General features: G+C 36.1%; 11 protein-coding genes. 9 read left to right on the top strand and 2 right to left on the bottom strand.

The annotated features are described in order from the left end of the window. Positions 1-15 precede the first annotated feature (15 nt). From R2800_11050 to R2800_11035, 4 genes are all read left to right on the top strand, one after another. A complete protein-coding gene (locus tag R2800_11050) occupies positions 16-537 on the top strand; it encodes a GNAT family N-acetyltransferase (GenBank protein MEZ5017580.1) in 522 nt (173 codons plus the stop codon). Then, on the top strand, positions 534-1055 hold the full coding sequence (locus R2800_11045) for a GNAT family N-acetyltransferase (protein ID MEZ5017579.1): 522 nt from the start codon (positions 534-536) through the stop codon (positions 1053-1055). The genes R2800_11050 and R2800_11045 overlap by 4 nt, the downstream gene beginning before the upstream one ends. Before the next feature lie 25 nt (positions 1056-1080). Then, positions 1081-2433, top strand: coding sequence for a tRNA uridine-5-carboxymethylaminomethyl(34) synthesis GTPase MnmE (gene mnmE, locus R2800_11040; protein ID MEZ5017578.1), 1353 nt, complete (start codon positions 1081-1083; stop codon positions 2431-2433). Positions 2434-2544: 111 nt separating this feature from the next. After that, positions 2545-2880, top strand: coding sequence for a hypothetical protein (locus R2800_11035; protein ID MEZ5017577.1), 336 nt, complete (start codon positions 2545-2547; stop codon positions 2878-2880). Positions 2881-2981: 101 nt separating this feature from the next. Here R2800_11035 and R2800_11030 read toward each other — a convergent pair whose 3' ends face one another. Then, entirely contained in the window at positions 2982-3212 is a 231-nt protein-coding gene (locus tag R2800_11030; GenBank protein MEZ5017576.1) for a hypothetical protein, read from the bottom strand. Between the two features lie 270 nt (positions 3213-3482). Here R2800_11030 and R2800_11025 point away from each other — a divergent pair, with 270 nt between their 5' ends. The 3 genes from R2800_11025 to R2800_11015 are packed head-to-tail and all read left to right on the top strand — an operon-like array spanning position 3483 to position 10993. Continuing rightward, positions 3483-3941, top strand: coding sequence for a T9SS type A sorting domain-containing protein (locus R2800_11025; protein MEZ5017575.1), 459 nt, complete (start codon positions 3483-3485; stop codon positions 3939-3941). Between the two features lie 9 nt (positions 3942-3950). After that, entirely contained in the window at positions 3951-10334 is a 6384-nt protein-coding gene (locus R2800_11020; protein MEZ5017574.1) for an FG-GAP-like repeat-containing protein, read from the top strand. Between the two features lie 14 nt (positions 10335-10348). Continuing rightward, a complete protein-coding gene (locus R2800_11015) occupies positions 10349-10993 on the top strand; it encodes a hypothetical protein (GenBank protein ID MEZ5017573.1) in 645 nt (214 codons plus the stop codon). Between the two features lie 24 nt (positions 10994-11017). On the opposite strand, the gene R2800_11010 is transcribed toward R2800_11015, so the two are convergent. After that, a complete protein-coding gene (locus R2800_11010; protein ID MEZ5017572.1) occupies positions 11018-13273 on the bottom strand; it encodes a gliding motility-associated C-terminal domain-containing protein in 2256 nt (751 codons plus the stop codon). Positions 13274-13500: 227 nt separating this feature from the next. On the opposite strand from R2800_11010, the gene R2800_11005 reads away from it, so the two are divergent. Continuing rightward, positions 13501-15216 carry a tetratricopeptide repeat protein gene (locus tag R2800_11005; protein MEZ5017571.1) on the top strand — a complete coding sequence of 572 codons (1716 nt, stop codon included), beginning with the start codon at positions 13501-13503 and terminating at the stop codon, positions 15214-15216. 114 nt (positions 15217-15330) lie between these two features. Beyond that, a complete protein-coding gene (locus tag R2800_11000) occupies positions 15331-15480 on the top strand; it encodes a hypothetical protein (GenBank protein ID MEZ5017570.1) in 150 nt (49 codons plus the stop codon). Positions 15481-15547 lie beyond the last annotated feature (67 nt).

Raw genomic sequence — 15547 nt, 5'->3', positions numbered from 1 at the left:
CATATTCAAATTGGCATGAAACAGGTTGTAATAACAGATAGACTAATATTAAGAGAGTTTTCGCTGGAAGATGCTCAAGATTTTTATGAGCTGAATTTGGATGAAGAGGTAATGAAATATACAGCTGACTATGTATTTAAAAATGTGGAAGAGTCAGCCGATTTAATTCGTAACTATAAAGAGTATGAGAAAACAGGGTTTGGTAGATGGACGGTAGTACTCAAAGAAACTAATGAAGTGCTAGGCTGGTGTGGGCTGAAATACATCAAATCGGTAGATGAAGTGGACTTGGGCTATAGATTAAAAAGAAAGTATTGGAACAAAGGTTATGCTACAGAAGCTTGTAAGGCTTCTCTTGACATAGGTTTTAATCAATATAATGTTGATTTGATAGTAGGTAGAACCATGACAGATAATGTGGCATCGCGCAGAGTATTAGAAAAGATAGGCATGGCCTATTGGAAAGAGTTTGACTTTGAAGAACACCCTGGTGTGTATTATCGACTATTCAAAAAAGACTATTTAAATAATAAATGATGGGAGTACAGCTAGAAACAGAACGATTAATACTAAGGGAGATGGTGGAGGCTGATGCTGTAGACATATTTGAAATGGATGCAGATCCCGAAGTGTATCGGTACACAGGAGATTTTATTCCAAAGTCTGCTGCAGACACAAGGGAAAGAATTCACAACTATCCTGATTATAAGAAGTATGGGTATGGTAGATGGACCACAGCACTCAAAGAAACAGGGGAGATAATTGGCTGGTGCGGATTGAAATACATTGAGGAGATGGATGAAGTAGATATAGGCTATAGATGGAAGCCTAAATATTGGGGCAACGGCTACGCAACTGAGGCAAGCTTGGCTTGCTTGGAGTATGGCTTCAAGCAGTTGGGTTTAGAACAAATTATTGGACAATTATATCCTGAAAACAAAGCCTCCATTAGAGTCTTGGAAAAAATAGGCATGACCTTTTGGAAGGAAATGAGCGATGAAAAAGAATCGTGGTGGGCATACCGTATCACAAAAGAAGAGTTTGGCAGCCTGTAAATAATTAAGCTAATTTTGCCGACGGATGTACGATATAAATGAAACGATTGTAGCCATAGCTACCCCACCAGGTGAGGGGGCTATTGGCGTGATAAGGTTGAGTGGAGCTGATGCTATAACTATAGCAGATAAAATATTCTTTGGAAAGGTATTGGCCAAACAGCCATCGCATACTATACACTTTGGTAAGATAAAGGATGGGGAAGAGGTGATAGACGAAGTGGTAGCTTCTATATACAAAGGCAATAAAAGCTATACGGGAGAAGAGGTAGTGGAAATAAGCTGCCACGGCTCGCAGTATGTATTAGAACGTGTATTGGATTTGTGTTTACGTAATGGTGCTCATTTTGCAAAAGCAGGCGCCTTTACACAGCGTGCTTTTTTGAATGGGAAGATGGATCTTACGCAAGCTGAGGCAGTTGCAGATTTAATTGCCAGCCATTCTAGTGCAGCACATAAGGCGGCCATACATAATTTGCGTGGCGGTTTTAGCGATGAGCTGAAAGAATTAAGAGAGCAGCTCATAAAGTTTAGTGCTTTGCTAGAGCTAGAGCTAGATTTTAGTGAGGAAGATGTAGAGTTTGCAGATAGAACTATGTTCTACGAATTAATCAATCTACTCACAACCACCACGCAAAGACTCATTAGTTCGTTTAGCCTGGGGAACGTTATTAAAAAAGGAGTAAGTGTAGCTATAGTAGGTAAACCTAATGCAGGTAAGAGTACTTTACTCAATGCACTACTCAACGAAGAGCGTGCCATAGTAAGCGATATTGCCGGTACTACGCGCGATAGCATTGAAGAGACCTTGAATATAAAAGGCATATTATTTCGCCTGATAGACACAGCAGGTATAAGAGAGCATACCAGTGATGTAATAGAGACAATGGGGGTACAACGTAGTAAAGATATCATGAGCCGTGCAGACATAGTTGTATACCTGTTTGATGTGCAGGAAGAAAGGCCTGAAATGTTACAAGCGCAAAAGGAAGTTTTTGAAGCAGAGGAGATGAAGTATCTATTAGTAGCCAACAAGACTGATATAAATGATAAGTCTTTGGGCGAAGATGTACTATATATATCTGCAAAGCAAAAACAACATATTGATCAACTACTTGAAGCACTATACAATAAGGTGATAGATGACAAAGTAAATATGGAAGGAACTATTGTTACCAATGCTCGTCATCATTCCTCATTGCAAGAAGTATTACAATCGCTACAAGATATAAAAGCTGGACTCGATAATAATATAAGCGGAGACTTGATAGCGCTTGATGTACGTAGATGCCTTCATTATCTTGGCGAGATAACAGGTCAAGTAACTACAGAAGATAAGCTTGATTATATTTTTTCTAAGTTCTGTATCGGAAAGTAACACTACTTGTTGGTGATAAACACAAACAAGGGCTGCATAGATTAATGTATGAAATTTATAGGATTTAGGACGGGCAAAGATAGAGGAATCATTAAGGACGAGTATTTGGATATGGTTCATACTTCCACTGAGATGTTTCTTAACAACTCTGAAGTGGATATAGTTATTGAATATCTTAACAATGGTGTACCTCTATTGTCATTGACGTTATGGCTAATGGATGGGGATAAAAATATTGGTCCATATCGTATTCTTAGTGATAGTGAATGGATATGGCCCAGCCATTTCTCTTATTATATTAACAACAGCGACTATCGTTTCTTGAATAAGGAATTTGTTACTCATGTCTTGCATAAAAACAGATTTTCAGATTATACATTAACAGATAGTCAAAAAGAACATGCTTATAGTTGCTTAAGTGGAGTACTAAACATTGAAAAAAGGTAGAGTATATTGTAGTGGTTAGAGTTTCAAGTCAACCAAAAAACTAAGAATCAATGCTGCCACAAGTAGCTTGAAAATGTCTAACAGCGCAACTTCAATTGTTCCTATTCCAACTCCAGATAATAATTATGGCAAAAGGACAATACTTGCAATAGTTTCTTGTAGTTATGTGCTAAATATAAAAAAGTACACCACTTTTTAGGGATTGAAGGTGGTAGGTCTTTCCCAACAGTAATTAAAAGAGATAACTGTACTGTAATTGGTGGTATTGTAGGAGTTGATTTAGAGAAACGTTTTGCTCTGTCAGCTATGATACGTGTTGGTTCAATAAACAACTACAATAAATATGTGAAAAATCAAAGCTTCTTATATTATAGTAGTCTATTAGGGCTTAGCTACATTATTGTTAAGTAAATCATGATTTAATTCAGCTGTACCGTACTTATTTATATTGACAAATATTCTCTAATTAGGTCATTACAATGGATGAAAACATAGTTTGGTTGGATGAAGTTTTGTCGGTTGTTATTAAAATATATTTTTGACAATAATAAAACTGGAAAATAATTTTAGTCCATATTTTTGCGGAATATAAAATATCTACAATGAAACGAATTTTGCTTATCTCCATGATATTGTCACCACTATTATCATTTGCACAAGTAACAGGACCTGGTATAGAATACACATATGATGCCGCTGGCTTTAGAGTTAAGAGAGATTATAATATTGCAGCAGTTTTGCAGAAACCTGGTAAAGATAATGGTCAGCAAGCAGACACAATCATAGGGGTGTTTAAGAATAAAGAGCTTTTTAATCAAGAATTTGTAAGAGCTTATCCAAACCCTGCAAGCGATTTTTTATTTGTTGAAAATATATCTTGGGAAGAAGGCAATACAGCGAGTATTCAACTGTTGGATATTACAGGGAAGGTAATTTTATCTAAAACAACTAATGAATCTAGAAATCAAATATCACTAAACGCTATTGTTCCTGGAACATATAATGTCAACTACTATCTAAATGATAGAAAGGTAATCTCTTGGAAAATCATTAAACTCTAAAATCTAATCATGAAAAAAATCATGAAAATAACATTGTCAATATTGATAATGTTAGTATTTGCATTTGGCAACACTGTAAATTCATTAGCACAAAATGTAATAGCTGGCGTAATTCCAACTACGCATGATGTTTCATCTAGTGGAGCATTCCAATATACAGTTCCCTTAAGAATGCCTCCTGGGATTAAAGGTATAATTCCAAATTTAGGAATTACTTATAATAGCCACACTGGTAATGGATTAATGGGGGTAGGTTGGTCTTTGACAGGACTTTCAGCTATTACAAGGGGACAAGGAAACATTTACTATAATTTAAATGTTGATCCTATAGATTTTGACAATAATGATGTACTGTACCTTGATGGTAGTCGTCTTTTTAGTACTTCTTCTGGCTTTATGACAGAAGTGAAGAATTTTGCTACGATTCAATCTCATGGCATTGCTGGCAATGGACCTAGCTATTTTACAGTTGAGTATCCTAATGGAACGATATATGAATATGGTAATTCTGTAAGTTCCAAAATGGTAGCACAAGGGAAAACTGAGGTATTGATGTGGCCAGTTAACAAAGTAACAGACGTTCATGGTAACTACATCATTTTTGAATACACTAATATTCAAAGTACAGGGGAGCATAGAATTTCTAGTATTACATATGGCGAAAATAGCAACACGGCATCAGGGATACCTATTAGTATTAACTTTAGTTATACTAGCAGACAAGATGAAAATATAATATGGTTTGCAGGAGCACAAGTAAAAAATAATGTACTTCTAGAAGATATTGAGATAAAATTTTCGAATAACACACAGGCAAATAAGTATCATTTTACATATGACTTCAATAAGGCATCACGGTTAGTGAAAATTGAAGAATTAAGAGATGGTAATGATATTTTAACTCCGATTAATATTAATTGGGGGAACAATTCTCAAACTGTTAATCCTATAAATGTACCAAATAATCTTACGAGAAGTGCAACATTCACCTTCCCAGGAGATTTTAATGGTGATGGCTATACGGATTTTGTTGAAAATACTAATGGTACAGCATATGTAAATATTAATAATGGTAACAATACGTTCACGCAATCATCACCTACAAATGCCCCATTGTTTTCATCCTCTAATGCTACATACGGTCCTAGAATAAAAAGAAATAATCAATATTCTTATGCCAAGAATGCAGGAAGGTCTGGTGTATTTTTTGATTATGACGGTGATGGACTTGATGATGTAATAACTATAAATTATTTTAATGCAGGAGTATGGATTGTTGGCCAAGGGTTAGTATTGCATCCATTTTTTGATATTGTTTTATACAAAGCAAATGGAAACCCAACAACAGTATTTGATCCAGGAGTTAAAATATTTTCAAAGGCAAATGGAGAGACCGATAATGTAAACTTCAACGCACTTACGTTTATTAAGGCTGGAGATTATGATGGTGATGGAAAGTCAGAATTACTAGTCGTTGCTCCATATCACTTTAATAACACAAACTCTGTCAAGGATTACGAAATGTATATAGTGGGTGACGAATATGGGAATCATTCACCATATCATAGTCATCAAATATATCACTTCAGCCCGGGCCACATAAATGGAGCAATGGTATTAGATTATAACGGCGATGGAAAGGATGAGTTTTTGTTCACACATGATTTTGGTAATGTAAATGCACAATCTGTTTTATATGGTCTCGATGTTTCTTATAACTCTAGTACATTAAAACCTGTATTGAATCAAACACCTACTCAATGGCCTCTCATAACTTATAGTACTAGTGGACTGCCCCATACTTATTTACAAAATTGGATTGGCGATTTTAATGGGGACGCTAAAGATGACATAATTTTCAGACGTACACAATCTCCAATGCAATGGAGTATGGTTTACTCTAATGGTGCTTATGATCATTATCAAAATACTGCATTGTTTAGTAGTTTGAATACACCAACTTCTCCAATACAGAATTTATCATATACTGGTGCTACTAGCTATAGCAGTAATTATAGTATGCACATTGCTGATTTTAATGGTGACGGTTTATCAGATATCCTTCAATTAGAATATGCACAAGGTACTACAACTTACCGCATGTATTATTCAGGAGGAACAAATAATTTTACAGAAGAGACTGGTACTTATCCTGGTATTGCAAGCTATGAAGCCAATACAATTGGAGATTTCAATGGTGATGGACAAGCCGATATACTTTATATTTCTGGTACGACATGTAAAATCATTACTTTCTATGAAAACAATACAAGCCTAAAAGTCACCTCTATAGAGCATGCGGGTAAAACAGTATCTGTGGAATACAAACCACTGACACAGGATGCTCAATATACTGCCTCAACAACCTTAGGTAATGATTATACAAAAAAGACATTTGCTTTAAATGTTGTTAAAAGGTTATATGATAATGTAGACTTAGATAATAAGTATACATATGAAGGTTTCGCCTCTATGAAGTATGGTGTTGGAGGAAAGGGATTCACAAAATTTAGTATTGAAAACAAGGCAGGACAAAATATTTATAAAACGTATAATGTAACTGCTAAGCTGCCGTACCTCATAGAGGAAATTTTATATGATGCTTATAATGGAGCACTATTTGGAAAGAAAATTGAGTATGATAGAATAGATGAGGATGGGGGCGCCAATGGTATGTCTAGAATTATTATCCCTTATGCTTCTAGAATAGAAGATAATATTACAGGGTATATAGAAGAAAGGACTTTTACAACTGGGAGTACAGCTACTGGTACAGTTTTTTATGATTACGGCAAAATAGAAATTGAAGAAACTCGTACAAAGGACTTAAACGGAGGTAATAATAGCTTAGAAACTACTACTTATGATTACGGTATGAATTGGGTAGCGAATAGAGGGCAACCTATTAGTATTACTAGGTATAGCGATATAGACCCTAATGGTAATAACAGTATTACTAGAACAAAAAATATATCATACAATGGCGATGGAACAGTTTTAAGTAATACAACAGACCCTGGTACTAGTAACGAAAAAACTGCTGCATTTACTTATGATGTATTTGGTAATGTTACACAAACAACTGTTACGGCTAACGGAATATCTGCTAGTATAATAGATAAATATACCTACACTACCGATGGAAAGTTTATTACTACTGAAGAGAATGCGATGGGGTATACTACAACTAATTCGTACAACCCACTTAGTGCCTGTTGGGGGAATGTTATTCAAGTTAATGACAAGCATAATATTGATACTTACTACGAGTATGATGTGTTGAATAGACAAAAGAAAGTCACTGATGTTCATGGGGTGGAGGAAACAACAATCTATGAATGGGCGCCTACGTCACAGTATTCTACATCTGACCCTAATGAGCAGATTTTAGCTAAAACAACGACAACCGCTAGTTCACAGTATAATATTGCTATATATGACAAATACGGACGTATAATAAGAAAAATCAAAAAGGGCTTTTCAGGAACAGATATTTTTGAAGATTTGGTATATAACTCAAATGGTCAAGTTGTTATTTCAAGAGCACCTTACCCTGCTAATACGCCGGCGGCTTCAATTACTACAACCACAACGTACGACCCATATAATAGAGAAGTGCAAAGAAGTATTTCAAATGGAGGTAGTACAATTCAAACAACGTATAGCATCGTACAAGGATTGATGAATGCCACTACATCAGATTTAGGTACAGGAAAAACAAAAACTTCAGTAACATGTGGGGGTACTTTAAGAAGGTTATTTAGTAATAGTGAAGATATAACGTATACCTATTATGGTAATGGGCAGACAGCTACAACAACTACCAATGGTCTAAGTTTTAATAGGGTATTAGACCCTTTTGGAAGACTGAAGGAGAAAACAGAGCCGAACGGTGGTACTATAAAATATGAATACGATGCATTAAGTAGACTGACTAAAGAAACTCTTGCAACCAATGAGGTGTTTGATTATTCATACGATGTGCTAGGGCGTGTTAAGACAAAAACTCTTGCTGGGGCTACTAATTCATATGTATATGAATATGAAGATGTGAATGGCTTGGGCGCTACTGGTGAGTTAATTAAAGAAACTGTTCCAAATGGAAATGAAACTGAGTATGCGTATACAAATAATAATAAACTGGATTATACAATTGAAAAAACTAATGGAAGGCCAGATATATCTACCCATTATGCATATGACTTAATGGGTAGGTTAGAGTATATATATTACTATAACGATATCACACTTAAGTACTCATATAGATATACTGGGCATTTAAACGAGGTGGAGTTAGTAAATGGTTCAGGCCAACTTATCCCTCACAAGTTGTGGCATGCAAATGATAGAAATCACTTAGGGCAGCTAGAGGGCGCGTACTATTATGATCAGAATAATAATCAACTTTATCACTCTCTGTATGTACACGATGCACATGGATACGCTGTATCTAGAGAGATGTTGCACATCCCTAATATGATGAATGTTGCGAAAAGTGATTATATTTCTGACCCTCAAACAGGCAATATATTAGAACGTAAAGATGTAATAAGAAACTTTACAGAGACCTTCACTTATGATACGCAGTTTGATAGGTTGACATCTATTGTGCCTAGTGGAGCGGGTGTTAATGCGTCACCTGTTTTTATGAGCTACGATGATAACGGGAATGTTTTAAAGAAAAGCGATATTACTTCTTCTCCTTTTGATTTCAGGTATAATAATTACGCACTATTAACAGTACCAGAACCAGCTACATCTATGCCGGGTTTTCAAGTGCCAAGCAATACGCAAGATGTAGAATATCACCCTTTCAAAAAAGTAAAAAAGGTAACCGAGGCTGGACAAAATGAAGTGGTATTTGAGTATGGTGCAGGTGATGTGAGAGTAAAAGCGGAATATTATGACTTAACGTCCGGAACTAGCGTCTTAGACAAAACAAAATATTATGCACACAATTATGAGGTGATAGAAGATAAGAATGGAAAGACGGAGCTAAATTATGTTTGGGCAAATGAAGAGTTAATCGCCATTTTCAAAATACATACTCCTATAGGGTCTCAAACTTCTCAGGGCGATATTTATTATCCATTCCGAGATCATCTTGGTAGTATTACACATATACTAGACGATAAGGGCACTGGTGGAGCTCAAGCAAATGGGTTGATAGAAGAAAGAAGTTATGATGCCTGGGGTAGGGTAAGAAACCCGAATGACTGGTCAGTATATACTAGCAATCAAAATAACTTCCCTACTGCAAATTGGCAAATTACAGATCGTGGCTACACAGGTCATGAGCATTTAATACAAGGTACTTGGGATAATAATATCATAAATATGAACGGGCGTTTGTATGATCCTTTAATAGGGCGGATGTTTAGTCCCGATCCTGTTATTGTTGATAATACAAACACACAAGATTATAATAAATATGCATACGCACGTAATAACCCTTTAAAGTATATAGACCCTGATGGGAATGTGGTGTTTACAACAGTAGCAATTATAGCTTTTGGAGCATTTGCTAACTTAGCCGCAAACGCATCAAATATTAGATCATTTGGTGATGGGGCTATGTATTTTGGTATTGGTGCTCTTGGTAGCTTTGCAGGATCTGGGATTGCTGGGGCAGTTGGAGGGTTTGGATATGGCGGTTTTATCGGAGGGTTTGCTGGCGGAGCTGCAGCAGGATCTGCCGTAGGGCTGTTAAGAGGTGCAGGTAATGCTTGGGTGCGTACGGGTAGTTTAGGGGCAGGGCTTGGAGCAGGTGCTAGTAGTGCTATGACAGGAGGTGTCGCAGGTGGTCTTTTAGGAGGTCTTTCTAGTGGATTGTTAGCAAGAAGTCATGGAGCTAATTTTTGGAGGGGTGCATCGCTAATGTCTGCGTATAGACAAAAACCCCATTTGACAGGTAATCCTGTAAAGGATCCGGAGAAATTTTTTAAAGATAATTTTAACACTAAGTCTTTCAGCAATAAGCAACCGAGGTTTATATACGGCAGTGATGACGTCGATGCATTTGTTTTAATAAATGGAGGTCGTGACGCTATGGCATTAACGTATCCCGATAATACGCCTATAGAACCTGTATCTAGTACTGTTTATGTAACTTCGAAGGCAATGCTATCAGATAAAGAGCTCTTCCAAGTTTTAGACCATGAGTTTTGGCATATACTTTATTATGCTAATGGTCAGTATGCCCAGTGGTTTTTGTCTTATAGGAATCAAGTCGATGATGCTAGTTATGCTGCATCACTTGCTACTGCAAAAGGTGAAGCAATGGCTTATATGCATACTATTTTTACTGCAGCATGGATGAAAGATCAATCTGCTGTAGATAATGCTATAAAGGAACTTAATGCAGCAAGGGAATATTTGTCTGGAGCAAAATGATAAAAAATTATCTTATGATTAAGATAAAATTTAATAATTATAAAATAACATGCAACAGCCTAGTGGCTGTTGCATTGCTATTTGTGGCATGTGATAAAAAGGTAGAGAAAGTACACAACTATATGCAAACTAGTTTAGATACAATGTATAGAGTTGGTTCTTCTTATTGCTTAAAGATTAAACTTAAAAATGAGTCGTTAAAAGATATTTTGTTGCGTACGAATACCAACGCAGAATTAACTTTTGTAGACACATTAACCGATAGTCCTTTGATAGGACTATACATACCTGGTATTTCAAGATTTTCTGATATTGAAAAACGTGCTTATTTAGGGGGGTATTATAGAAATTTAGAAATAGAGAATAATAAGTCTTTTTTGACTGCTAATAATAGTTTTGACACATTGGTCGATGGTAATATTTATTACCATATAAAACCTAAGAGTGAAGAAATATTACACATAGTACTTGTTGATGAAGTATTGAGAGGGGAAGTATTCTTTGTAAGAAATTATATTAATGATAATAAGCTAACAAAAGAAGATATTGGTTTGTATTTACCAGTTTTCTTTAAGGACAATTCTATTACAGATTTGGCGCCCCGGAGAATAGCTATTCAATCTGCAATGATATATACAATTCTTACCGAAGAAGACTAGTGTAAATTTTGATGTTAGTTATTATTATCTAATAAGTACAATATCTCCTTTCGTGATTACTACCTTATTTAGATTATTCATAGTTTTTAGTATGTAAAAGTACGATCCGATATCACATGGTTTATTCCTATACGTACCATCCCAATAATCGTTTGGGTTATTGGTTTTAAAGACTGTTTCTCCATATCTGTTAACTATAATGAATTGGTACTTAGCAATAGTACATTTAGGGATTATTGGTTTTAGTTTGTCGTTTCTGCCGTCATTGTTAGGGGTAAAAGCAGAGGGTATGAAAGGAGTACAGTCACATATCTGGTAATTTATATAAATCGAGTCTCGAGTAGTTCCACATATGTTTTCAGCAATTGCCCAATACAGTCCTGATGAATTAATAGAGATAGTTTCATTGTTGCTACCTGTAGACCAAGTATAAAAGCTTCCGCTTAATGACTTGACGTTAAGTTTTATATAGTTGCCTTCACAAAGCAAAGTGTCATTTCCTAGTTCAAATTTTGGGTTGGTGTAATCAATTTTTATAGTATCAGTATGGCTGCATTTTTCATGGTTTGTTCTAAGGCTATAGATGCCTGATTTTTTAATTACAATACTATTAGTTGTTGTACCATTATTCCATGCGTATTCATCTAACCCTCCTTGTATTTTCAATTCCATAGTATCACCTACACATATTGTTGTATCGTTCCCCAAATTGAATATATGTTCCTCCTTTACATCTATATTAATAGTATCGGTATTTGTACATCCGTCTTTTAGTATAGTCAAATAGTATTTACCTCCGGTAGTAATAACTTGTGAACTGCTAGTACTATTATCCTGCCACAAATAGGAAACACCTTGTGAAGATAGATTAGGAGATATGGTAAGTGACTCTCCCAGACATATTACAGTATCGTTTCCTAATTCAAAGTCAATGTTAGGAACATTTACATAAAATGTATCTGCCATTATAGTACATTCCCCTAAAACTTTTGATTGCACCCAATAAGTACCTGCCTTTGTTATTTTAATACTACTATCAGTACTGCCAGTACTCCATACAAATGTCGCTGCATTTTTTCTACCATGAAATATTAGAGAGTCACCTTTGCAAATAGTAAAACTATTTCCAGTAAATTGCTGTGGTAATACATCAATATTATACAATACTTTTTGAGGGAGTGCAAAAGCTCCTATACTGCCGGTAGGTAGTTTTAAAGACTGTTTAGTAACTATACAACCAGGGAATGCTATATCAGGATTATCTATTCTGCCTAAATAATTATCAAAAAAGGAGATATAAATGTTACTGTCTGGACCTAATTGAAAAGAACCTAACAAATCAGCATGTGATATTGAATATATTTCCTTTTTCGATGAACGAATATTTGAGCCTGTTGATAACGATACATCATATTGATAAATGTACCCGTCTGTATCCGAGGCGGCGTATAGTTTAGTGCTATTAGGTGAGAATTCGCAATTATAAAACCCTGTTTGATAACCGAATCTAGAGTATGATGTATCAAGTAGTCTAGTATTTGATACTATGCCTGTTTGGATGTCAAAATCATTTAAAATCAATACTTGCATTGATGTTCCCCCTGATTTACTTACAACGCTTGCTATTTTTGTTCCATCTGAAGACACCTTTGCTGTACTAGGCCCGTTGATTTTGTAAGGGTAACTCATTGTTGAAATAATGGGGCTATTACTAATTCCATTTGCACCTATTTTATAGCAATGATATTTGTTACTTACCCGTTCAAATAATATCAACCAATAGCCGTCACATGCAAGTGATACGGTCATAATTTCAGTCATATTAGTAGTCAAAAGAATACTTTTTTTAGAACTAATGACATCACCTTTGCCGCCATTCAATCTCATGTCAACAATCGAATAGCGAACATCTCCATTTTGACCAATATGTTGCAATGTGAAAACATAATATTTATTACTATCACTAGGGTCTGGAATAATAACAGAACCTTGTGCACAAGTACTTAAACGGTCAGTGCCTACATCTTTACCGTTAGGCATCACGTTAGAACTGCTATCAGTAATGTCTACTCCATTACATGCAAATAATAGTTCTCCTGTTTTTCTATGACTAACACAAGATATCCCTTCCCAAGCGTACATTGTGCTTTTAAAAGTTGTTGGAGTAGTAGTATTAAAATTCAATCCTCCAAGCCTGCCTAGAACCCATGTGTTATTTTGTTTTTGTGCTATAGCGCTTGCTTGTAATAGCAGAAGAAATATTATGCACTTTATTTTCATAATGACTAGCAAAAATAATGAATATATCTAAGCTTAATGTTTACTTGAGTAGCATTTCTGTACCCTATTTGTACCTTAAAAGGATGTTATTTGATATAAGTGTTGGTAGTAAAGAGTTATAGCTAAGAGTATACTTCCTGTATCGGAAAGTAAGTCTAACTTTTTGATCTTCTAGGCAAAGCTTTTAAGTAAAATGTATATCTTGAAAGCCTATATTCTACTAAGGTTTGTATAAAAGGGTCCTATTATTTTTAAGTGTACTTATTCTGAGTGTTGATTGCCAAGCACAGTACGACTTTCTGCTCAATAGATCATATGCTGAGCGCAGTAAGTCAGTAGACTCATTGCTGTTTGCTACAGGCGGGGTACAAAGTCTTGACTCTGTTACATACTTCAGGATGTTGGATGATGTAGCCACTATGGCAAAAAAAGCCAAAGATGAGGAACTGTATTGGTTGACAAAGATAAGCCGCATCGAATATTGTATATTTCATTGGATATATACTTACGAAGAGGGTGTAGATGAGTTGCAGGCATTGTTGCCATCTGTGAGTAAATACCCCCAACTGGTATTGAATATTAGTTTTTTAAGCGGTATCCACTATTACCACAATGATGAATTTACCGGGGCATTTGACTATCTGCTGCGTTATAAATACCTGCTGGATGAAATTACTTATGAGGAATACCCTGGCAAGAAGTTTTATAATGCTTTGCTGGGAGACCTGTATTATGCTTTTGAAGATTACGAACAGGCACAGAAAAACCTACTAATAGCTGAAAAATTCAAAGCGCCAGGTGCAAGGCATAGCGACAATGGTTTGCTAAATACACTCGGACTTGTTATGCGCAACACTGGTAAGTATGATTCAGCACTGTATTACTTCAACAGGGTGCTGAGTCTTGCTATTGATGAAAATGATCCGTGGATACCAATATCAAATGGCAATATTGGTATCGTGTACTATATGCAGGGCAGATACAAAGAGGCAAAACCATTATTGAAAGAAGATATAGACTGGGCACTGTTAGAGCGACAGTATGATAACATTAGCAACCAGCTCATCCGTCTGGCAGATATCTACCGAAGGTTGGGTAATGACGATAGCGCCCGCTACTACAGCCGTATAGCACACCAATACATCCACTATGGCAGAGATACATATAAGCATGCTGTAAAGTTGTACTCACTACTAAGTGAGCTGGCAATAGAAGACGGAGACACACGTCGTGCATTGTTATATAAAGACAGTATTGCTATAGCGAAAGATAGCGTTTCTCGCAAGAGAGATGTACTAGTGATGGCTAAAGCGCAGATAACTGCACAAGATGAAGCTAATAAAATAAAGGTGGCACAGATAGTAAAAGAAAAAGAGTTGAGCATACAAAGGCGCAACAACCTCATCATTATACTATCGCTGGCTACAGTTATTGGTTTACTGTTACTTACCAACCAGTATTACAGGCGCAAAAAGCTGAAAGCAGAAAAAGATCTGGCTGATAACAAGCTCATAAGCGCATCGCACAGGCTTAGTATATTCACCAAAAACCTACAGGAGAAAAACCTACTAATAGAAAACTTCACCGAAGAAATAGAAAGATTGCAAGCATTGCCTTGCAGTAATGAGCTACCTAATACCAAAGAGAACCTGGCTAAGTTGCAAAATGCCATTATCCTAACCGATGAGCAGTGGGATGAATTCAGAGAATTATTCGAGACTGTACACCGTGGTTTCCTGAACAGGCTCAGGGAAAAACTGCCGGAACTTACTCCTGCTGAAATAAGGTTTATGGTACTCTCCAAACTCAAACTCAGCAATAAAGAGATGGCCAATATGCTCGGTATTGGTCTTTCTGGGATGAGAAATTATAAGTACAGACTTCGTAGAAAGCTGGATATGGCAGACGATACTGACCTTGAGCAGCTCATAGATAGTATATAGTACGCATTCATAACTGATTGATTTTCATTAAGAGACGCCTTAGGGACGTGGTTGAGACGTTTTAGGGACGTCACTTTTTTGCATTTAGGGTACCCCCATTTACATATTTGCGGCATGAGAGTTTTATACGCTTTAAGAAGCCGCTTAGCCATTAGCTATTTATTGGTTGTGATGACATCGGTCATACTTGCGGTTGCTGTGTGGCGCTATTATTCTCAAAAAGTAGACCGCCTGGAAAGACAGGTAGAGTTACAGGCATTTTAGAATAAAAGAGAGCACACAAAAAAAATTAATCACCCGCAGTAGGCTAATGAAATATAGCGCTGCAAAA

The sequence above is a fragment of the Flavipsychrobacter sp. genome, assembly GCA_041392855.1.
Taxonomy (GTDB): domain Bacteria; phylum Bacteroidota; class Bacteroidia; order Chitinophagales; family Chitinophagaceae; genus UBA5543.
Note: the sequence above shows the minus strand (reverse complement) of the source record. Positions and strands in the feature narration are given on the sequence as shown.